The organism is Streptomyces sp. NPDC102490, from assembly GCF_044765285.1.
Classification (GTDB): domain Bacteria; phylum Actinomycetota; class Actinomycetes; order Streptomycetales; family Streptomycetaceae; genus Streptomyces.
In genome coordinates this window covers 1-20,494 of record NZ_JBIWJU010000005.1, presented here as the reverse complement: position 1 = coordinate 20,494, position 20,494 = coordinate 1, and the positions used below count along the sequence as shown (strand labels likewise).

Below are 20,494 nucleotides of genomic sequence, written 5' to 3'. Positions count from 1 at the left end.
CTCCTCGTAGCTGCCGGTGTTTCCTCGTAGCTGCCGGTGTCTCAGGCGCCCGCGTGCACGTGTGCCGCCCACAGGCTGGGGCTGGCGGCGAAGGTGGCGCGGCACCGGAGGACCGCCTGGTGCAGGGCGTGGGCCGTCCTCGTGTCGTCCAGTTCCGGACCGCCGCCGGCTCCTTCGGTGCACAGCTCCCGGTAGAGGAGGCGGGTGACGCGGACGGCCACCGCGTCGTGCACCGGCCAGAGTGTGCCGACGGCGTTGGCGTACCCCGCGAGCTGGAAGGCGGAGGTGATGTGGATGGACTCGTCGGCCAGTTCCCCGCCGCCCCGCGCCGTCTCGCACGCGGACATGACCGCGAGCCGTGCCGCCGGCAGTTCCAGGTGGGAGATCGCGCGGACCGTCAGGGGGCGGGTGGCGTGGTCGTGCACCAGGAGCCGGCCGTTGGAGGGGTCGGCGGGCTCGCTGACGCCGTGGCAGGCGAAGTGCACGCACGGATGACGGGGCAGGGCCTCCATCACTCGTTCGAAGGTGGCGTGCTCCTCGGACAGTACTTCGGTGGGCAGGAGTCCGCGCAGGACCTCCACCTCGCGCCGAGCGCCGCCGAGCGGCCGGGCACCGGGCGTGTCGGGAAGCGCCACGGCGAGCACCGCGCCGTGCGGGCGGGGGGCGGCGGCCCGGGCCCTGGCGTACCGGAGAGCGGTGACGGTCGGCGTGTAGGAGGAGACCACCCGGTCCAGTACCGTCCGTGGTTCCGGTGCGCCCGCCGTCGGGTCGGACGCCGGGTCGGGTTCGGGTCCGCCGTCCGGTACGGCGCCGGGGGCGTCGTCGTGGTGACCCGCCGCGTGCAGGGGCAGCGAGGCCAGTGCGCCGCCCGGTGACCACCACAAGCGCTGCCACTCACCGTCGGGCGTGGGCCCGCGCACCCCGAGTCGGCCGAGCACGGGTCCGGTGACGTGGTCCCACGTCCAGGCCAGCACCTCGCTGACGGTCTGCTGGGCCGCCCGGTCGCGGGCGGGGTCGGCCGCGTCGGCGAGCGCCCGCTCGAGGCGGTCCGCCTGTTCGCCGACGGCCTGCGGGGTGGCGTGCGGCAGGGGGACGAGGAGGACTTCGCCGGCCCGCAGCACCAAGGCGTCGCTGCGGAACTCGCTGACGTAGGCGAGCACCACCGGGCCCTGGTCGGCGCAGTCCAGCACCGCCTCCATGGTCGGTGGGCCGAGGAAGTCGGAGAAGCCGGGCCGGGTGCGGATCTCGGCGACCAGGTGCTCCAGCTCGACCGCGAGGGCGTGCCGCAGATCGGTGGTCCCGGACGTCCGCCCGCTCCGGGCAGCGTCCGCGCCGTCCGCGGCATCCGCAGCGTCCGCGGCCTCCAGCCCATCGAGCGCGTCGAGCCGTGTACGCAGGCGGGAGAAGCGGTCGGCGAGGGCCGGGTGGGCACCGCGCAGTCGTCCGAGCCCGTCGCGGGTGGCCATGGTCCGGCCCAGCAGGACGCCCCGGCCCTGTTCCAGCAGCAGCACCGCGTGCTCCGGCCGGCCGGCGTTGACGGCGCAGGCGGCGGCTTCGGCGGCCAGGCCCCGCACCCGGGACAGACCGCGTTCCTGGTCACCCCGGACCAGTCGGCCAGACGCGGCGAACGGCAGCAGCTCCAGGGCGAGTTCGTAACCCGGCAGGGCCTCCTCCCATCGGTGGCCGTCCCCGGCGGCGGCACCCCATTCCCAGGCCGCGAGGACCCGTTCGTAGGCGGGCAGGGACCTGGTTCCGGCAGCCTGCCGGTAGGCGTCCCCGGCGGCACGGAGTACTCCCGGGTCACCGTCCCGGTGATGCAGGGCGCGCAGTGCGTCGCCGTACGACTTCAGGTAGGTGCCGTGGGTCGCGGTGCCCTCGGCGACGGCCCATACGGCGCGGCCCAGTTCGCTGACGGCTTGTTCCAACTCGCCGGGTTCGCCGGTGGCGTGGTGCTTGGTGAGCCGGGCGGAGCCGAGGTTGGAGAGAAGCAGCGCGAGCAACGGGTCGCCGTAGGGCACCTGCCGGACAGCTTCCTCCAGCAGGCCGACCGCCTCGTCGAGGTCTGCCACGTCAGTGGTGGACGCGAACCGGCCCCGCAGGGCGTTGGCGAGATGGTTCAGCCGGTCGGCGCGCGGCTGACCGGCCGCGGGCACCAGTGCCAGTGCCTGGCGGGCGACCTCGATCGCCTCGTCGGCGGCCGTGGTGTCGCCGGTCGCGCCGTGCCAGCTTTGCAGGACCACCCCCAGATTGCCGAGTCGTCCGGCCTGGAGAACCTGGGGGTTCCGGGAGGCGTGGAGCGCTTCCCTGGCCAGCCGGGCGGCTTCCCGCAGGGAGGACAGATCGTCGGTCTGGAGGGCGCGCTCGCGCAGGGTGACGGCGAGGTTGGCCAGGGTCCCGGCGTACCCGTCCGTGCCGGGCTCCTCCTCGTCGAGGGCGGTGCGCAGGGTGGCGACGGCTTCGTCCAGCAGCGCCGCGTCACCGGTCCGCTGAGCCAGCCTGTGCAGGGTGTTCCCGAGGCTGTTCAGCCTCCTGGCGCGTTGCGGGGTGCCCGGACTGTAGTAGGGCAGCGCCTCGCGCAGCAACGCCGCGGACTCCTCAAGCAACGCCTGCTCGTCGGTGTCCTCGGCGGCCATGCGCAGGGCGACGCCGAGGCCGGCGAGCAGGTCGGCGCGCTCCGGGTGGCCTGGCGGGCATTCGGCCAGGGCCATGCGGTGGACCCGCAGCATCTCCTGCCGGTGGGCCTCCTCGGGAGAGTGCTCGTGCCGCTCGCGCAGGGCCTGGGTGAGGTTGCGCAGGACGAGCGGGCGGACCGGCCCACCCCGGGGAGCGGCTTCCAGCGCGGTGCTCCACAGGTCGAGGGCCTCCCCCAGGGCGCTGAGGTCTCCCTCGGACAGATACGCGTCGTGACGCATCGCCGCCAGGTTGCTCAGGTAACCGGGTCGGTCGTCCGACTCGGCCGGCAGCACGTGGACCGCGCGGCGTTGGGCGTCCGTCGCGCGCAGGAGATCCGTGAGTGCGGGGGCGGCGGAGTCCGGGGACTGGGGTTGTGGGGCGTGGGGTTCCTCCGGGGCCGTGGCGCGGTCGACGGTGATTTTGTGCCGCATGTGCAGCACCTCCGCGAGGGCGCCGAGTGACTGCGCCGCGGTCTCGGCCTCCTGAGGGAGGCGGGCGGCCCGGTCGAACGTGTCCACCGCTCGGTCGAGGTCGTCGGGCCGCCCGTACAGCTCGAACCTCTGTTGGTACGCGAGGCCCAGCAGCCGTACGTCCTGCGGGTGAACCGGTTCGCACGCCGCCCGTTCACGGCCCAGCTCGACCAGTGCCTCCACGTCGTCCGGGCGCCCCAGCAGTTGGTAACGAGTCTGGAAAGCGGCCATCAGGTTGGCGGCGGCCCGGGCGAGACCCCGTCCGGGCTCCGGCGCCGCCGTGGTGAGCAACTGCTGGTAGAGCGCGATCGCCTGGTCGAGGGCCTGCCGGTCACCCGTCCTGAGGTGGTGGGACAGCAGTCGGCCGGCGAGCGCTTCCTCGTCCCGTCCGTCCCCCGCCCGAGCCCGGCCCGCGTCGAACACGCCCACCCCCGGTGTCACACCGCCGGGCCGAGTTCTCTCGGCACTGCGCGGCCCATGCTCACGATAGCGAACGCGCCGCGGCTGCAACGGCGTACGGCGAACCGCCGTACGGGCGGCTGCCGACGGCCGACGTACAATCGCGGCCGACCGGCATCGGCGTCCGAGGGGGAACCGTGGAGATCGAGGCTGACGGCGGAAGCGGGCCGCGAGGCGGTCACGCCCGGTTGGAGCAGCTCTGCCTGCGGTTGACGGACGCGCCGGGATCGCTGGTGCTCGGAGAGCGGGGGCTGAGGCTCATCGAGTCCATCACCTCCGCACTGCGGGCGGGCCGGGCCCTCGAAGAACTCGACGACGCCTTCGACGAGTTGGAGGAGGAGTTGCTCGCGGCCGGGCACAGCGCCGGCCTGGGCTCCTATCGCACCACACCAACGCCGCTCACGCCCGGCTTCCAGCGGCTCCCGGTCGCCGGGCGGGCCCATTCGGCGCTGCACGTGCTCGCTTGCCCGCGGGGGCGCTGCGAGCGGGTGGAGGCACCGGACGACGACGGCCCGCATCCCGTCTGCCGGATCTTCGACCAGCCGCTGCGCACGGTGCCCCTCCGGTGACCAGCGGCTTCCTCAGCGCGTTGGGCGGCCGGCTCGCCGAACGGTGGCTGGCCGCGCTGGCCCTGCCCGGGCTGCTCTTCCTCTCCGCCGTCACCACGGCCATGGTGCTCGGTCACGGGCACTGGTCCGACCTCGATCGGCTGCGGGCCTGGCTCGACACGACGGCCGACTCCCCCGCGTCCCACAGCGCCGGGACCGTCGTCCTGGTGGCGGCGGGCGTGCTGGCCGGTGCCGCGGTGGCCGGGGCGGCCGCCCAGTCCCTGGGCACGGGCGTGGAGTTGCTCTGGTGCGCGGAGCCGCACGGGCCTGTGCTGCGGTACCTCGCCGACCGCCGGTCGCGCCGCTGGCGCGCGGCCGACGCGAGCTTCCGCTCGGCGCTGGTGGCGGCGGGCCGGGCGCGCATCGCGGGAGCGGACGACGCCGACCGGCTCGCCGACCTCGCGGAACGTCGGCACGCCGACCGCGACCGCATCGGCGCGGCACCGCCCCGTCACCCGTTCGGGACGGGCGACCGCTTGGCCGCACCGGCGCAACGGCTGTGGCGCGCCCACCGGTTGGATCTGGCGGCCGCCTGGCCTCACCTGTGGCTCCTGGCCTCCGACGGCACGCGTGCCGAACTGCAGGCCGCCCGAGCCAGGTTGACGGCGTCGGCGCGTCTGTGCGCCTGGGGGGTGGGGTATCTGGTGCTGGCCCTGTGGTGGTGGCCCGCGGCGCTGGCCGGGGTCGTCGCCGTCGCCGCGGGCGTGCGGCGCGGCCGCGCGGCCGCGGAGGCCTTCGCCGAACTCACCGAAGCCCTGGCCGACCTCCATGTACGCGACTTGGCGACCGCGCTGGGCATCGCGCACGAGGGGGTCGACGACCGGGTGCTCGGCGAACACCTCACGCGACTGCTGCGCAAGGAGACGCGAGCAGCGTAGGGCGGTCCTGGCGCCGTGGGCCTGCCGCCCGCGGTCGCCATCCCGGCCGGATCACGCGGGGCGCTTGTCGGTGTCCGCGGCCGCTCCCGAGGTACGGCCGGAGGAGGCGTCCTCCGCGCTGCGCTGCTGGGCGCGGTCCACCTCGGCCATGTGCTCCTCCGCCCACTCGCGGAGTGCGGCCAGCGGTTCCTCCAGGGAGAGGCCGAGCGGGGTGAGCCGGTAGTACACGCGCGGCGGGACGGTCGCCTCCACCCGGCGGCCGACCAAGCCGTCGTGGGCCAGTCCCTGGAGCGTGACCGACAGCATCTTCTGCGAGATGCCGGGCATCCTGCGCTGCAATTCCGCGAACCGCACCTCCTCCGGGGACGCCTCCGCCAGCACCTTGACGGCCATGGACGTCCACTTGGTCCCGATCCGGTCGAGCAGGCGGCGGGTGGGGCACTGCGGGTCGAACAGGTCTCCCCGGGCGCTGTCCGGGGATCGCGACGCTCTCGGCGTCGAGGGGGAGGTCACCTGTAGCTCACCACCTGTGGCAGAAGTGCGGTCTTGGCTCCCCCAGCCTAGTTACCTACCGTTTGGTTGTCACCATTGGTAACCGCATACGCGTACGCGTACGCTCCGAGTCAAGGGATTCCTGTGCCTGTACCTGCACCTGTACCTGCGCCAGCCACCTCGTATCGCTCCTCCGATCCCCGCCCCTCAGACGTCGAGCTTCGGCGCGTCGCGGTCAACGGCATCGAACTCAACGTGGCCCTGCACGGCGAGGGCCCCGCCGTGCTGCTGCTGCACGGCTTCCCGCACACCTGGCAGCTGTGGACCCGTGTCATGGGCCCCCTCGCCGAACACCACCGGGTGATCGCACCGGACATGCGAGGAGCGGGGGCCAGCACGCGTGCGGCGGACGGCTACGACGCCGGCACCCTCGCGACGGACGCCGAGGCCCTGCTGGACGTCCTCGGAGTGGGCTCGGCGGCCGTCGTGGGCATCGACGCCGGAACGCCCCCGGCGTTTCTGCTCGCCATGCGTCGGCCCGACCTCGTCCGGCGACTCGTGGTCATGGAGTCACTGCTGGGCGGGCTGCCGGGGGCCGAGGAGTTCCTGGCGCACGGGGCGCCCTGGTGGTTCGGTTTCCACGCGGTGCCCGGTCTCGCGGAGACGGTGCTGACCGGGCACGAGGACCGGTACGTCGACTGGTTCCTCGCCAACGGTTCGCTCGGGGAGGGCATCGATACCGCCGTCCGGGACGCCTTCGTCCGGGCCCACACCGGAACCGACGCCTTGCGCTGCGCCTTCTCCTCCTACCGCGCACTGCCCACGAGCAGCGAGCAGATCGGGGAGGCCGTCGCCGGCGGGCGGTTGACCGTCCCCACGATGGCCGTCGGCGCGCATCCGGTGGGCCGGGCCCTCGAACGGCAGCTGCGACCGGTCACCGATCACCTCGTCGGCCACGTGATCGAGGACTGCGGGCACATCATCCCGCTGCACCGTCCCGACGAGCTGCTCCGCCTCCTCGAACCGTTCCTCACCGCTCACCGGACCGGCTGACGGGGGTACTCCCCTCGGGCGTACCGATGATTTCCGGGCCGGCCGGTGGTCGTTACTGGCAAGACAGCAAGGAGATCCGCCATGTCCACGCAACGACCTGCCGCACCGCAGCCCACGACCGAGCTCGACCCCCGCTACAGCTCCGCACTCAATCCCCGTCCCGGCGCCGCGGACGTCACCGCCACCGAGTGGGCCGAGGCGCAGCGGCGTCTGGAGGCCGCCGAGATCTTCTGGGTGGCCACGGTGCGGCCCGGTGGCGGGCCGCACATCACGCCGGTGATCGCGGTGTGGCACGACGGTGTGCTGTATTTCTCCACCGGACCGGGCGAGCAGAAGGCCCGCAACCTCGCGCGGGATGCGCACTGCGCACTGATCACGGGCGGGAACTCGCTCACCGAGGGGTACGACCTCGTCGTCGAGGGCGTCGCGGAACCGGTCGGCGATCCGGCGGTGCTGGAGGAGGTGATCGCGGCCTTCGAGGCGAAGTACGGGGCACACATCACGTCGGCCGAGGGCACCTTCCACGGCATCGGGGACGCGATGCGGCGCGGCGACGACGTGCTGTTCGCGGTGGCCCCCGTCACCGCGTACGGGTTCGGCCGGGACGACGGGGTCTACAGCCACACGCGCTGGGGGTTCTGAACCGCCGCTCGGGCAGCGCGGGACGGTGCGGCCGCGCGGTCTACCCCCAGGTCCGATGGCAGAGTTCCGCGGTCTCCGAGGATGTGACCCTGTCCGCCCGGGCACACAGGTCCCGCATCTGCTCGGGCCCAGGCTGCGGCCGGGCCCGAGGTGCCTGCGGAGCGGGTCGCTGTGTCTTCGGGCGGGGCCGCACGCGAGGCTGCGCGGAACGCTGGGGAACAGCTGGGGCCGCACGGGGGGCGAGGCGGTCCGGCGGCGCTGCGGGGCGTGGCCGGCGCACAGGCGCCTGCGTGGGTGGCTCGGGCATCCGGTCGCTCTGGGGCGTGTGTCGCGGCCGATCGGGCTGGATCCGGACCAGGGTGGAACGTCCAGAGGGCGGCACCACCGGCACGGTGGGCGACGGCGAGGCCGGGCGGCGCGGGACAGGGGGAACGCGCACGCCCTGCGAGCGGCCGTCGGCCGGGAGCGAGGCGGGCGTCACCGTGGCGCAGCCCATGACGCTCAGCAGGATCACGACCAGGAACAGGAAAGTCTGCGGGCGAAGTGGCACCGGCCCACTGTGCGCCCACGCGGGCGTCGGTGGGCCACACCACGCGTCCGGTCACCACAAGGAGGGACCGGGCCCGAGCCGTGCTGACGGCCCCGGGCTGCGTCGACACCGACCCCTGGGCCGCTGACGTCGACGGAGGCGATCCCGGTCAGCGGTCCGTTGCCAGCACCCCCAGCAGCATCGGCAGGGACGCGTGCAGTTCCCGTTCCCAGTACGCCCAGCCGTGGGTTCCCGGGCCGTAGAAGTTGGTCGTGACGTGCCTCGCGCCGACGCGTTTCAGTTCCGCCGCGAGCGCGTGGTTCTGGCGGTTGAAGTCGGCCTCCAGGGCGCTCGTGGCGCCCGGTGGGTCGAGGGGGCCGGTGGTGCCGTCGCCGCAGGACAGGTAGACCGGGATCGACCTGAGTCGCTTGGCGAGGTGGAAGGGGTCGTGGGCCTGCCAGATCCGGCGTTGGGCGACCGGGTCGCCCCAGACGCGGAGCGGGTCGTTGTTCTGGCCGGCGAAGAAGCCCATGATGCGGTCGACCGACTCGTCGTTCAGGAGGGGGTGGGCGGAGCCGGAGAACGCCGCCGTCGCCTTGAACATCCCGGGGTGCCGGGCGGCGTACAGCAGGGCGCCCTGGCCGCCCATCGACAGGCCGGCGACGACGCGGTCGGAGCCCGCGCCCCAGTCGCGTTCCAGGAGGTGGCGCAGTTCCTTGGTGTGGAAGGTCTCCCATGCCGGGTCGCCGCCGTCGCCGTGGTTCCACCAGTCGCTGTACCAGCCGTTCCAGCCCGCCTCGGGCATCACGACCAGGACGTCGCGCAGGCTGTCCGTCTCCGCCACGTCCGTCCTGCTCGTCCACGACGTGTAGTCGCCGCAGCAGCCGTGCAGGAGCCAGAGGGTGGGCCAGTGCTGCCGGTGGCGCCGGTCGTGCGGGTTCCAGCCGTCGGGGGTGAGCAGGCGGACGTCGACCGTGCGGCCGCCCAGGGCGGTGGACCGTACCGACAGGTCGACCTGGCGGTCCGCGACCTGGGTGACGGCGACGACCTCCGCGCCGGGGCGGGTGGTCTCGCCCTGTCCGGCGGCCAGCGCCGGGGCGGTCGGTGTGAGGGTGGCCAGCAGTACGGCGAGGACGAGGAGGAGTCTCCCCCGCAGCGGGCTCAGGACGGTGGGCACGTTCGCGAACACGGCGGCTCCCTGGTTGGGTTGCTGTTCGTCGCGCGGTGGTGCGGTGGTCGTACGGCGGTCGGTGAGGGGTGCCCGGTCAGGTGCCGTTGCGGGGCGGCAGGACCAACAGGGCGTCGCCGACGGGGCGTTCGCCCGTGGCATCGGACGGGGAGTTGAGTACGGCGCCCTCGGCCACCATGGTCGTCGAGCCTCCGCCGTCCAGGTTGACCGCGTCGCGCAGGCCGAGTGATCTCGCGACCTCGGCGCTCTCGCCGATGCTGAGGCCGAGGGAGGCGGTGCTGCGTCCGTCGGCGGTGACGAGGACGGTGCGGCCCGCGGCGTCCACCCCGGCCAGGGTGCGCGGGTTGCGCTTGTGGACCCAGCCGTAGTACCAGCTCGGGTCGTCGGGGTGCACCATGCCGTCGGTGGCGGGGGTGACGTGGATGCGGCCGTCGCGGACCAGTTCCGGCCCGGCGTTGACGATGTCGGTGCGGGGGGACGGGGAGATCCGGCGACCGCGGGCGTCCAGCAGGGTCGCGTCGACGCGCAGGCGGGCGCCCACGCGGGCCAGGGCGGTCAGGTCGGCGACGCGTTCGCCCGTCGCCTGGACGGAGCCGCCGCCCGGCGGAATCGTTCCGCCGCGCGGTGAGCGCAGCCCCACGACCCGGTCGTGGGCGTCCAGGACCGCTTCCACGCCCTCTCCCCCGGGTGTGCGGCCGCCGTAGTCCGGGGTGAAGGCGACCAGTTCGTCGGGGTTGGTGCAGGTGACGTCGTGCAGCGGGCGCGAGGTCGGGGTGTCGCCCTCGGTGCCGCCGCAGTTCCTGATCAGGCCGGGGACGCGGTTGATGCCGTTGAGGGGGAGGGAGGAGGCGCGGCTGGTGATCCGGCCCTGCCAGGTGAGGCGGGTGATCTCCGTGCGGCGGCCGTCGTCGTGGAGGACGAGGCCGGGGCGCCCGGCGACCGGTTCGCTCAGCAGGCGTCCGTCGTAGACGCTCACTCCGGCGGGGTCGCCCGGTGCGCCCGCCTTGGGGTCGAGGACGAAGAATCCGGCGTTGACCGCGGCGGTCGCGGCGGCCGACGCCGAGAGCGCGCTGGTCGTCTCGCGTCTCTCCAGGTCCGGGCCGTACGACGCGTCCAGGGTGCCGCGGAACGTGCGCGGGTCGATGGTGAGTACGTCGACGTGCCACGGGCCGCGGTCCGTCGTCTCGCCGTCCCAGCCGGTGTAGACGGCCGATCCGGTGCGGCCGGCCGCTCTCAGGCGGGTGCGTTCGGCGGTCGCGGCGGTCTGCGAGGCGAAGTGTCCGACACGGACCCGCCAGCCGAGGGTGCCGCCCGGGTAGTCGGCCGTTGCGGGGGTCCTCACCTTCTCCACCCGGGCCTCGAAGCCGTCCTGCCGCAGTCCGGCGGCGAGTTCGTCGGCGCTCGCCCGGTCCTTGAGGGCCGTCGGCGGGGCGTCGGGGTCCGGGGAGCCGTCGCCGCCGGGGATGGACACCTCGACGGTCCAGTGGAGCGCCGGGGCGTCCGCATGGCCGCGCACGATGCGGGTGAGGGTGACGCCCGGCTGGAGGGTGGTCGTGGTGCGCGTCTCGGGGAGGTCGGCGGGCCCCAGGGGGAGCACCTGCCGGGTCGGCGAGGGGTGGGCGCCCGGGTGCGGGGACGCCGCCGCGGCCGGTGGAAGCGCGGCCGACGTCGTGAGGATGCCGAGGACGGCACCCGTGGCACACAGTCTCTTCTTCATCCGTCGTCCCGCCTCACGCCGCCCACGGACACCGACCGACCCGTGCTGCGCACCAGTATCGGCCGGTTCCGGCTCGCGTCAAGGCGGCCTCGGGAGGCGGCCGTTCCTCCGCCGCGTGCATGCCGGGTCCGGCTCAGGGGACCCGTGCCACGCCCACGTAGAAGCCGCTGCGTTCCCGCGCCGGTGCCGGTTCCTCCCGGTGCCACTCGGTGGCGAACACCAGGCCGGGTGCGACGAGTTCCAGTCCGGCGAAGAAGGGCTCGACCTCGCTCCGGGTGCGCATCCGCAGCGGGATGGCGCCCTTCTTGTACGCGGCCTCGGTCTCCTGCTTCAGCTCGGGGTGCTGGTCGGCGGTGCCGTGCGAGAGGAGCAGGTAACTGCCGGAGGCGAGTGCGTCCACGAGGGTGCGCACGAGACGGTACGGGTCCTCGTCGTCCGGCAGGAAGTGCAGGAGCGCGATCAGGGAGAGGGCGACCGGGCGGTCGAAGTCCAGTACCTCGCGGGCCCGTTCGAGGATCGTCTCGGGCTGTCGTACGTCCGCGTGGAGGAAGTCCGTGGCACCTTCCGGGGTGCTGGTCAGGAGGGCTTCCGCGTGCCGGAGGACGATCGGGTCGCTGTCCGCGTAGACGATCCGGGCTCTCGGGCTGATCGCCTGCACGATCTGGTGCAGGTTGGGTGCGGTGGGGATGCCGGTGCCGATGTCCAGGAACTGGTCGACGCCGTTCTTCGCCAGCCAGGCCGCCGCGCGGTGCATGAACGCCCGGTTGCGGGCCGCGTTGCCCCGGGCCTCCTCGGGGAGGGTCTCGCCGACCCGCTGGTCGACGGGGTAGTTGTCCTTGCCGCCCAGCAGCCAGTCGTAGACGCGGGCGGGGTGCGGCTTGCTCGTGTCGATGCGGGGTCTGGGTGTACCGGCGGTCACAGGACACTCCTCCGTACGCGGAACGGCACCGTCAGGGCGCCAGCCTATCGGGATTCGGCGCAGGTCACCGGGCGTTGTCAGTGGTCGCCGATAGATTCGATCTCGTTCCGCCGAGGTGGCGAGAACGCCCCCCTTTCGCATGCATGGGAGATGGTGCGTTGTCCGTCTGGGAGAAGTCGAGCACGGTGCGTGTGGTGCCGTCCGCGCGGCCGCGCAAGCTCGCCAAGGTGCCGTTCGTGGAGCTGGCCGACGGCCGGTTGCAGGGTGTGGTGTCCAGTGGGTCGGACATCGGGCGGGTGTACGTGTCCTCGGTCGCGGCGTCGTCCTACGCCTTCTCGTGCAGTACCAACAACAACCGTCCCTGCGGCGGCGCGCGCGGCTCGTTCTGCAACCACGTCCGCGCCCTCGTCGGTGAGGCCGTGCTCCAGTACGGCGCCGAGCGCGTGGCCCGGTACCTGAAGGTCGAGCCGGGGGATGCCGCCGACGCGCAGTCCCTCACCTCCGCCATGGTGGCGGCGCGGCCCGGGCCGGGGGACACCTCGGCCGCGGCCCAGGTGTTCAGCCGCTTCCTGCGGCAGCTCGCCTATCTCGAACTCGCCCCCAGTACCGCTCCGTTGCCCGAGATGCACTGGTTCCCGACGACCGGGGCGGTGGCCGCCTGATGCGCGCCGACCTGCTGTTCGATGACGTCGAGGGGCTCGACGAGGCCCTCGCGGCCGTGGACGGGTTCGACGCGGTGCTCGTCGGAGGTCTGCTCCGTCCGCACCCCGCCCAGGCGGGTGGGCTGTCGGGGCTCGCCGACGCCGTCGCGGGGACGCCGCTGGCCTCGCGGGTGGCCGAGGCCGCCGAGAAGACGTCCGCCGGGGGCGGTGAGGAGGGGCACTTCGTCGCGCTCGCCGCCGCGCGTACCGCCCTGCTGGGGTCCGTTCACGACGCCCTGGTGGCGCGGGTGGACGAGGTCACCGGCCGCCCCGTCGCCGATCCGGCGGCCACCGCTCCGGGGTCCGGCGAAGACCGGCCGGGGAACCTGCTCGTCGCCGCCCGCGGTTGGCTGTGCGATCTGGCCCGGACCGGCTGGCAGGGCATCGACCACGAACTCGTGGGCGGGGCCGCGCCCGTCGTCTCCGCGATGCTGCCCGACCCGGCGCTGCGCCGGCTCGCGACGCTGCTGGACGGGTTCGCCGCCGAGCTGGCCGCCTGCTGTCCCGGAGCCACCTTGGAGCGGGTGCCGGTGCGCCGCTGGGCCGATCTGTGGGCGCGTGCCCTGGTGCTGACCCTGCCGGGGGCGGCGTCCACGCCCGCCGTGGACGCGGTCAGCGGGCGGCTGCTGCCGCTCGGCGTCGACGTCCAGGAGCACCCCACCGCCGTACAGGCGCAGGTGCACGCGGTGTTCGAGCCCGCGGACGGGGGCGCGTCCCGGCTGGTGCGGGCCTCGGTGTCCGCGCCGAAGCCGGACACGGTCGTCGGGGCCGGGCTGTGGCAGTTGCTGCGGCCGCACATGTCGCTGCTGGCGGCGGTGGGCGAGGGCCGCGCCGTCGAGCTCGACGCGATGCCACTCACCGCCGAGGGCGACCTGCTGTGGGACGACACCCGGGCCCGCGCGGGTGAGCCCGCCGACGCGTTCACCACCGCCCGGGTGGCCCTGCCCGCCGCCGCGTACGCCGTGTCGCCGCTGGACCGGCATCCGGCCCGGATCGCGGTGCCGGTCCTGGTGGAGGGGTACGGCGTGGCGGGCGCAGAGGATGCGCGGGACGCGGCGGGCGAGGTCGTTCTCGACATCGCCGGGTGCCGGCTGCGGGTCGACACGGACCGGATACCGGCCGCCGGGCCGCTCACCCCCGAGGCTGTGGCGTCGTCCGGCGCCTGCCTGGGACTGCTGCGCTGGGACGCCGGGGCGTTCCTGCTCCAGCCGCTGGCCGTCGAGCGGACGGTGCGCAAGAAGCCCGTCGCCGTGCATGCGGGGGCCTGGGCCGGGGGGACCACGGACAAGGCCGGGGTGCGAGCGGAGAAGGCCGCCACCGACGCCGTCACCGTGCTGCGCGAGCGCGCCGGAAAGCTGCTGCGGACATGACCCACCGACCCCACGCCGAAGAACAGGGCGCCGATCCCCGGAGCGATGCCCACGACAACCGCCGTCAGGTCCTTTACTGGCGCCTGCTGGCCCGGCTCTTCGACCCCGAGGAGCAGGCCGCGCTGGAGTCTGCGAGCCTCGCCGTCGTCGAGGACATCGGCCTGCCTTCCGCGCTGCTCGACCCCGGCGCCTCCGTCGACTCCGTCGTCCAGCGGCATCCGGAACTGGCCGCCGACTTCGAGGGGCTGATGGTGCCCGAGCCGGAGGCGGACGACGCGCGGGACCGGGCCGCCGAGGTGCGGCGTGCCGCGCTCGTGTCCAAGGTGCTGTTGAACGTCTTCACGACCGGCTCCGGCAACGTGACCGCGGAGCGGCTGGCCCGCTGGCAGTCCGACGCGGACTGGCTGGAGCGCGCCCTCGGCTGCCGGCCGGGTGAGCTGCGGGGCGGGCGGGGACCCGCGGGCGGGCCGGGCCGCTCCGGCGGCGGGGTCGGTCCCACGGGCAGCGGCGTCGGCGGTCCCGCTCCGGACCTCAGTCGTCTCGTGCCCGCGATCGGTCCCGAACTCGGCTCCATCGAGGCCGACCTCGTCCGGCGCATGCGCCTGCGCGAGGTGCTGGCCGACCCGGCGCTGGCCGCGCGGCTGACACCGAGCATGTCGCTGATGGAGCAGTTGCTGCGCGACAAGGACAACCTGTCCGGTGTCGCGCTGGCCAACGCCAAGGCCCTCATCCGCCGTTACGTCGACGAGGTCACCGAGGTGCTGCGCACCCAGGTGGAGAAGTCCACCGTCGGCGAGCTCGACCGGTCCGTGCCGCCCAAGCGCGTCTTCCGCAACCTCGACATCGACCGCACCATCTGGAAGAACCTCACCAACTGGAGCCCGGAGGAGGAGCGGCTCTACGTCGACCGGCTCTACTACCGGCACACCAGCCGCAAGACGACGCCCCAGCGGCTCGTCGTGGTCGTGGACCAGTCGGGTTCCATGGTCGACTCGATGGTCAACTGCACCATCCTCGCGTCCATCTTCGCCGGGCTGCCCAAGGTGGACGTCCACCTCATCGCCTACGACACCCAGGCGCTGGACCTGACTCCCTGGGCGCACGACCCGTTCGAGACGCTGCTGCGCACCAAGCTCGGCGGTGGTACCGACGGCACGGTCGCCATGGCACTCGCCCAGCCGAAGATCGCCGAACCGCGCAACACCGTGGTGGTGTGGATCTCCGACTTCTACGAGTGGCGGCACCAGGAGCTGTTCGACTCCATGGCCGCCGTCCACCGCTCGGGCGCGAAGTTCATCCCGGTCGGGTCGGTGACCAGCTCCGGACGCGGCAGCGTCAACCCGTGGTTCCGGGAGCGGTTCAAGGACCTCGGCACGCCGGTGATCTCCGGCCACATCAAGAAGCTCGTGCACGAACTCAAGACGTTCCTCACCTGATCACCGAAAGGTCTCCCCTCATGTCCGAACTGCTGCGCGCCCCCGCCGAGATCAAGTACGCCGAGGAGCTGGACTGGCTGGAGTCGGTCGACGACGGGCCCAAGCCGTTCTCGTGGCGTCTGTCGCCGAAGATGGTCCGTCTGTTCATCCTGGGTTCCGAGCGTTCCGACGGACTGGACCGGGAGGTGTCGCAGAAGTGGTTCGGTGACCGGAGCTTCGTCGAGCGGTCCATCGTCACCCTCGCCTCCGACCGCGGGCTGCTGCTCATCGGCGACCCGGGTACCGGCAAGAGCTGGCTGGCCGAGCTGCTGTCCGCCGCGATCAGCCGCAACTCCACGCTGGTGGTGCAGGGCACGGCCGGCACCACCGAGGACCACATCAAGTACTCGTGGAACGTCTCCATGGTCATCGCCAAGGGGCAGTCCAGGGAGTCGATGATCCCCTCGCCGATCATGACCGCGATGGAGACCGGTTCCATCGGCCGCTTCGAGGAGCTGACCAGGTCCACGAGTGATGTGCAGGACGCGCTAATCTCGATCCTGTCCGAGAAGTACATCTCCGTTCCCGAACTGGAGAGCGGGGGCGGCGACGACAACATCGTCTTCGCCAAGCCGGGTTTCTCGGTCATCGCCACGGCCAACAGCCGCGACCGGGGTGTCAACGACCTGTCCTCCGCCCTCAAGCGGCGCTTCAACTTCGTACGGATCCCGGTGGTGACGAACAAGAAGAGCGAGGCGGAGATCGTCCGCTTCCGCACCGAGGAGCTGCTGCGCCGGCACGCGATCGACCTGGAGGTGCCGCCGACCCTGCTCGACGTGCTGTTGCAGAGCTTCGCCGACCTGCGCCAGTCGGCCGCCGCGGCCGGCAGCGACGACGAGCGGCTGGAGTCGGCCCTGTCGACGGCCGAGCAGATCGGTGTGCTGGAGGACGCCGTGCTGCACAGCAACTTCTTCGGCGAGCGCGCCCTGACCGCCCGCACCCTCGCCTCCTCGCTCGTCGGCTCCCTCACCCGGCGCGAGCCCGAGGACCTCGCCATCTTCAACAAGTACCTGCACGGTGTGGTCGAGCCGCGCAGCAAGGAGCAGGGCGGCTCCTGGCCCGAGTTCCTGGAGGGCGGCCGCGACGCGATCGCCACGCTGTCATGAGCGGGGACCGGGAGAGCACCTCGTTCGCCGCGCTCCGCGGGCAGCTCCAGGAGGCCGCCGCCGCGTTCGCGGGCGGACCCGACGCCCTGGAGGGCATACTCCTCGGCCTGGTCGACGACGTCGACCGGGCGGTGCGCGAGCCGCTGGAGATCTTCCCCGTCTGCCACCACTCCCCCGCCTCGGCCACCGCCATGGCCCGCCGGCTGCGCGCGAAGCAGCCCAAGGTCGTGTATCTGGAGCTGTGCGAGGACATGGCACCGCTCCTGGCCGAGCTGCGCAACTGCCGGCTGCCGGTGGCGGTGCAGGCGTTCGCCGGTGACGTGGACGGCTTCCCGCAGGAGTGGGCGCCGCTGTCGGTGGTCGCGCCGATCACCGAGGCGTCCGCCGAGTACCAGGCCATCGCCTACGCGCTGGACACACCGGGGGTGGAGCTGGTCCTCGTCGACCGGTCCGCGGACCACGTGTTCCAGTGGGACGGACGGCACGAACAGGCGCCGGACGAGAGCGCGACCGCTCAGGACTCCCGGGTGCCCGAGGCCGGTCTGCACGGTGAGGCGGTCGGCGTCGAGATCGGTGACCTGCGGCCGCGCTTCGCCGAGCTGGAGGAGCACCTGCTGCGCCACGGCAAGGTGCGGCACTGGTCGGAGTGGTGGCACCAGTACGTGGAGGTGCCGCTCGGCGGCAGCAGCGGTGACGCCGCCGCCGACCACGACACCTACCGCCAGGTCATGTTCCTCGTCGGCAGTCTGTTCCGGCGGCTCGCGCCCGGCGACGGCGCCCGGCTCCGGGTGGACGAGGACCGCGAGCGGTACATGTGGACCCGGATGCGCGAGCACCTCGACGCGACCGGCACCGATCCGGCGGACTGCCTGTACGTGTGCGGGGCCTTCCACGCGGCCAGCCGGGTCGAGGAGTTCGGCGTGCGGGGCAGGACCGGCACCTTCACCGTCTCCCCGCGCACCGCCACCTCCTGGCAGTACGGGCTGATCCCGTCCAGCCACGCGGCGATCGAGGCGCAGTTCGGCCTGGCCGCGGGTTCGGTGTCGATCGCGTCGACGGAGTGGGCGAAGAGCCTGAAGCGGACCCGGGTCACGCCCTACCGGCTGGCGGGCCAGGCGGGGGCGAAGAAGGCCACGGCCAAGAAGGCGGTGGCGAAGAAGGCCGCCGCCGGTCCGGCGGCGCCGGACGCCGCACCGGCCGCCGCCGACCGGCTCTCCGGCTTCCTGCGCCGGCCGCCCGTGCTGGACGCGCTGGACGAGGCGGAGCTGCTCGGCTGGTCGGTGGACATCGTGCGCGCGGCCCGGCGCGGCGGCTACCTCGCCTCCACCGCCGACGCCGTCGCGGTCTTCGAGACGTCGATCCTGCTGGCCGGCATGCGGGACCGCGCGAAGCCCACGCCGTACGACTTCCAGGACGCGGCGGTCACCTGCATCGAGAAGGACGTCGTGCCGGGGCGGCGGGACGTGCGGCGCCTGGTCGAGATCATGATGGGCGGCGACCGGATCGGCCAGGTCGGGTACGAGGCGCTGCCGCCGCTCGCCCGGGACGTGCACGACCGGCTGGAGCCGCTCGGGCTGCGGCTCCAGCAGCGCGGTGTGCGGCGGGCGCTGCTGGACATGGCGTCCCGGCCGGAGCTGCGGGCCTGCTCCGACGTGCTGTGGATGCTGCGGCGGCTGCTGCCGCACGGCGCGGCCCGGCCCATCATGGGCGAGCGGCGGCTGGGTGAGCGGTCGATCCAGGAGTCGTGGGACCTCGCGCTCGGCACCCACCAGCGGGCACTGATCGAGCTGGGCTACGAGGGTGTCAGCATCGAGCAGGTCCTGGAGCAGCGGCTGCGACGGGACGCCTACGGCCCCGGGGCGACGACGGCGACGGTGCTGGCCGCGGTCGAGGACGCCACCCTGTACCTCGGCAGCCGCCGCCTCGCCGACGAACTCGGCACGCACGCGCTGAAGGTGCTGGCCGCCGAGCGCGGAGTCGACGGCGCCCCGGAGGTGCTGCGCCGGGTGCGCGCGCTGCTCGCGTACTACCGGACGAGCGAGCCGGTGCTGCCGTCGTGGATCGAGTCGTTCGTCAAGTCCGGTTACGCCCACTACTGCACGCTGCTGCCGACGGCGTTCCAGGACGAGGACGCCACGGTCGGACAGGTCGCGGCGATGCTCGGCTTCCTGTTCAGCATGGAGGGTCTGGCGCTGTCGCTGGGCTGCGACCGGACCCAGCTGGAGCTGGCGGTCGGGCAGGCGCACCCCGAGGACCCGTCGAAGACGGCCCTGCTGTGGGCGGCGCAGGTGCAGCTGGGCACCCTGTCGCGGGCCGAACTGCGGGGCCGGTGCGACGCGTTGCTGGCCGACCCGCTGGTGGTGCCCGCCTACCCGCGTTACCTCAGCGGTTTCGTGCACGCGCTGGAGCCCGTGCCGGGGCTGGCGGACGTGGTGGTGGAGGCGGTGTCGAACGCTTTCGGGCGGTTGCCGGACGCGGTGCTGCTGCCCTGGCTGCCGCTGCTCATCACGACGTTGCGCTCGAACGCCGCGGAGCTGGCGCCGCTGCTGATCCGCGAGGCGGGCCGGATCTTCCCGGGGCGGCTCGCCGCGCTGGACGCCTGGGTGCCGCCGTGGCGGACGCCCCCGGTCGCGCCGGGCGCCCGCCGGGCGGACCCCGGTGGCCACGCACCGCGGGCCGCGGCCCTGCTGCCGCTGCATCCCGCGACCTGCGACGCGGTGGCCCAGCTGCTGGGCTGCGCGCCGACGTGGGCGGACCCCGGGGGGTCCGCCGGGGCGTCCGGCGTCGCGTTGCTGACCGCGCACCCGGCGGCCTGCGACGCGGTGGCCGTCCTGCTCGGGTGCGACGACGGGTGGACCACGGACAGCGGCTTCCCGCCGGCTCGGGGCGCCGTACTGACGGGCCGTCATCCCGAGGCGGCACAGGCGTGGGAGGCCGTGCTGGCACACGCCTGACGGCGCACGGCGGGTGCGGGTCCGACCGGGCCCGCCGTGCCCCCGCTTCCGTGCCAAGATGATGTTCCGACGGGCGCTCACCCAGGTGCTCACCACGCAGGTGCCGCGGGTGGCCCACGAGTTGAGGACGGAGTCAGGCCGCATGACCTCCCTGAGCAGTGGCGAGAGCGCCGCCCACCCCGAGCGGATCGACACGAGCAGGCCCCATCCCGCCCGCATGTACGACTACTTCCTCGGCGGGAAGGACAACTACGAAGTCGACCAGCGGGCCGCCGAGCAGTTCATGAAGGCGGCACCCGAGGTGCGCGAGGGGGTCCTGGCCAACCGGCACTTCATGCACCGCGCGGTGCGGTACGCGGTGGGCGAGGGCGGCGTCCGCCAGATACTCGACGTGGGCACGGGCCTGCCCACCGAGCCCAACGTGCACCAGATCGCGCGGTCCCTCGCCCCCGCGGCCCGGGTCGCGTACGTCGACAACGACCCCATCGTCGCCACCCACTCCCGGGCCCTGTCGGACGACCCGGACACCGCCGTCGTCCTGGCCGACCTGCGCGACCCCCGCGCCATCCTCGACCACCCCGAGGTGCGCGCGGTCATCGACTTCGACCGGCCGGTGGCCCTGCTGCTGGTGGCGGTCGTGCACTTCATCGCCGACGCGGAGGACCCGGCGGGCATCGTCGCCACCCTCCGCGACGCGCTACCGGCCGGTTCCTACCTGGTCCTCTCGCACGCGACGGGTGACGTGCACGAGGACCGGCGCGAGGACGCGGCGGCCGTCTACAACAAGGCCACCGCGTCCCTCAACCTGCGGTCGCACGCGGCGGTCCTCGACCTGTTCGGCGACTTCTCGATGGTCGAACCGGGGCTGGTCCGGGTCACCGACTGGCGCCCGGAGGAGGCACGGCGCCCCGACGCCCCGCCGATCGGCATCTACGGCGGAGTGGCCCGCAAGAACGCCTGACGCGCGAGGGACGGGCGGCCGTGGGGGGGGGGGGGCGCCCCCCCCCCCCCCCCCGGGGCGGCGGCCGCCCCCCCCCCCCCCCCCCCCCCCCCCCCCCACCCCCCCACCCCCAACCCCCCCCCCCCCCCCCCAACAACCCCCCCCCCCGCCGCCCCGGCGGGGGGGCCCCCCCCCCCCCCCGGCCCGGGGGGGGGGGGGGGGGGGGGGGGGGGCCCGCCCCCCCCCCCCCACCACGGGGCTCAGGCGGCCCTGCGCTCCCTCCCCCGCGCCCGGCCGATGAGGTCGGCGTAGTGGTGTC

15 protein-coding genes are annotated in these 20,494 nt (G+C 73.8%); 10 read left to right on the top strand and 5 right to left on the bottom strand.

Features of this window, described 5'->3' with window-relative positions; genetic code table 11:
• Window positions 1-41: 41 nt before the first annotated feature.
• On the bottom strand, window positions 42-3,572 hold the full coding sequence (locus tag ACIRGB_RS11970; protein ID WP_403862179.1) for a CHAT domain-containing protein: 3,531 nt from the start codon (window positions 3,570-3,572) through the stop codon (window positions 42-44).
• A 167-nt stretch (window positions 3,573-3,739) separates the two neighbouring features.
• Here ACIRGB_RS11970 and ACIRGB_RS11965 point away from each other — a divergent pair, with 167 nt between their 5' ends.
• Window positions 3,740-4,171 (top strand): hypothetical protein, encoded by a 432-nt coding sequence (locus ACIRGB_RS11965; RefSeq protein ID WP_403862177.1) that lies wholly within the window; start codon window positions 3,740-3,742, stop codon window positions 4,169-4,171.
• Window positions 4,168-5,088: a hypothetical protein gene (locus ACIRGB_RS11960; RefSeq protein ID WP_403862174.1), complete on the top strand. Its 921-nt coding sequence runs from the start codon at window positions 4,168-4,170 to the stop codon at window positions 5,086-5,088. The genes ACIRGB_RS11965 and ACIRGB_RS11960 overlap by 4 nt, the downstream gene beginning before the upstream one ends.
• Before the next feature lie 51 nt (window positions 5,089-5,139).
• Here ACIRGB_RS11960 and ACIRGB_RS11955 read toward each other — a convergent pair whose 3' ends face one another.
• Window positions 5,140-5,601, bottom strand: a complete 462-nt coding sequence (locus ACIRGB_RS11955; RefSeq protein ID WP_403862171.1) for a winged helix-turn-helix transcriptional regulator — start codon at window positions 5,599-5,601, stop codon at window positions 5,140-5,142.
• A 234-nt stretch (window positions 5,602-5,835) separates the two neighbouring features.
• On the opposite strand from ACIRGB_RS11955, the gene ACIRGB_RS11950 reads away from it, so the two are divergent.
• A complete protein-coding gene (locus ACIRGB_RS11950; protein WP_403862168.1) occupies window positions 5,836-6,633 on the top strand; it encodes an alpha/beta fold hydrolase in 798 nt (265 codons plus the stop codon).
• Between the two features lie 81 nt (window positions 6,634-6,714).
• Complete coding sequence (locus tag ACIRGB_RS11945; RefSeq protein WP_403862165.1) at window positions 6,715-7,275, top strand: pyridoxamine 5'-phosphate oxidase family protein; 561 nt, start codon at window positions 6,715-6,717, stop codon at window positions 7,273-7,275.
• 698 nt (window positions 7,276-7,973) lie between these two features.
• Here ACIRGB_RS11945 and ACIRGB_RS11940 read toward each other — a convergent pair.
• The 3 genes from ACIRGB_RS11940 to ACIRGB_RS11930 form a co-directional block, all read right to left on the bottom strand.
• The gene (locus tag ACIRGB_RS11940; protein ID WP_403862162.1) at window positions 7,974-8,993 is read right to left on the bottom strand and encodes an alpha/beta hydrolase; all 1,020 of its coding nucleotides are present in this window, start codon (window positions 8,991-8,993) and stop codon (window positions 7,974-7,976) included.
• Between the two features lie 76 nt (window positions 8,994-9,069).
• Window positions 9,070-10,710, bottom strand: a complete 1,641-nt coding sequence (locus tag ACIRGB_RS11935; protein ID WP_403862159.1) for a phosphodiester glycosidase family protein — start codon at window positions 10,708-10,710, stop codon at window positions 9,070-9,072.
• 133 nt (window positions 10,711-10,843) lie between these two features.
• Complete coding sequence (locus ACIRGB_RS11930; protein ID WP_403862156.1) at window positions 10,844-11,629, bottom strand: SAM-dependent methyltransferase; 786 nt, start codon at window positions 11,627-11,629, stop codon at window positions 10,844-10,846.
• Window positions 11,630-11,772: 143 nt separating this feature from the next.
• Between ACIRGB_RS11930 and ACIRGB_RS11925 the strand changes: the two genes are divergently transcribed.
• The 6 genes from ACIRGB_RS11925 to ACIRGB_RS11900 all read left to right on the top strand — a co-directional run bounded on the left by ACIRGB_RS11925 (window position 11,773) and on the right by ACIRGB_RS11900 (window position 20,196).
• Window positions 11,773-12,291 (top strand): hypothetical protein, encoded by a 519-nt coding sequence (locus ACIRGB_RS11925; RefSeq protein WP_403862153.1) that lies wholly within the window; start codon window positions 11,773-11,775, stop codon window positions 12,289-12,291.
• The gene (locus tag ACIRGB_RS11920; RefSeq protein ID WP_403862150.1) at window positions 12,291-13,700 is read left to right on the top strand and encodes a hypothetical protein; all 1,410 of its coding nucleotides are present in this window, start codon (window positions 12,291-12,293) and stop codon (window positions 13,698-13,700) included. Before ACIRGB_RS11925 ends, ACIRGB_RS11920 begins: the two co-directional genes overlap by 1 nt.
• On the top strand, window positions 13,697-15,136 hold the full coding sequence (locus tag ACIRGB_RS11915) for a VWA domain-containing protein (protein ID WP_403862147.1): 1,440 nt from the start codon (window positions 13,697-13,699) through the stop codon (window positions 15,134-15,136). The genes ACIRGB_RS11920 and ACIRGB_RS11915 overlap by 4 nt, the downstream gene beginning before the upstream one ends.
• Window positions 15,137-15,156: 20 nt before the next feature.
• On the top strand, window positions 15,157-16,281 hold the full coding sequence (locus ACIRGB_RS11910; protein ID WP_403862144.1) for an AAA family ATPase: 1,125 nt from the start codon (window positions 15,157-15,159) through the stop codon (window positions 16,279-16,281).
• Window positions 16,278-19,235, top strand: a complete 2,958-nt coding sequence (locus tag ACIRGB_RS11905; RefSeq protein ID WP_403862141.1) for a hypothetical protein — start codon at window positions 16,278-16,280, stop codon at window positions 19,233-19,235. The genes ACIRGB_RS11910 and ACIRGB_RS11905 overlap by 4 nt, the downstream gene beginning before the upstream one ends.
• Before the next feature lie 142 nt (window positions 19,236-19,377).
• Window positions 19,378-20,196, top strand: coding sequence for an SAM-dependent methyltransferase (locus ACIRGB_RS11900; protein WP_403863439.1), 819 nt, complete (start codon window positions 19,378-19,380; stop codon window positions 20,194-20,196).
• Window positions 20,197-20,494: the final 298 nt, after the last annotated feature.

Bases quoted from the DNA above. Each gene is read 5' to 3' on its own strand.
- ACIRGB_RS11945 (WP_403862165.1), top strand. From the start codon at position 6,715: ATGTCCACGCAACGACCTGCCGCACCGCAGCCCACGACCGAGCTCGAC.
- ACIRGB_RS11935 (WP_403862159.1), bottom strand. From the start codon at position 10,710: ATGAAGAAGAGACTGTGTGCCACGGGTGCCGTCCTCGGCATCCTCACG.
- ACIRGB_RS11925 (WP_403862153.1), top strand. From the start codon at position 11,773: ATGGGAGATGGTGCGTTGTCCGTCTGGGAGAAGTCGAGCACGGTGCGT.
- ACIRGB_RS11920 (WP_403862150.1), top strand. From the start codon at position 12,291: ATGCGCGCCGACCTGCTGTTCGATGACGTCGAGGGGCTCGACGAGGCC.
- ACIRGB_RS11915 (WP_403862147.1), top strand. From the start codon at position 13,697: ATGACCCACCGACCCCACGCCGAAGAACAGGGCGCCGATCCCCGGAGC.
- ACIRGB_RS11910 (WP_403862144.1), top strand. From the start codon at position 15,157: ATGTCCGAACTGCTGCGCGCCCCCGCCGAGATCAAGTACGCCGAGGAG.
- ACIRGB_RS11905 (WP_403862141.1), top strand. From the start codon at position 16,278: ATGAGCGGGGACCGGGAGAGCACCTCGTTCGCCGCGCTCCGCGGGCAG.
- ACIRGB_RS11900 (WP_403863439.1), top strand. From the start codon at position 19,378: ATGACCTCCCTGAGCAGTGGCGAGAGCGCCGCCCACCCCGAGCGGATC.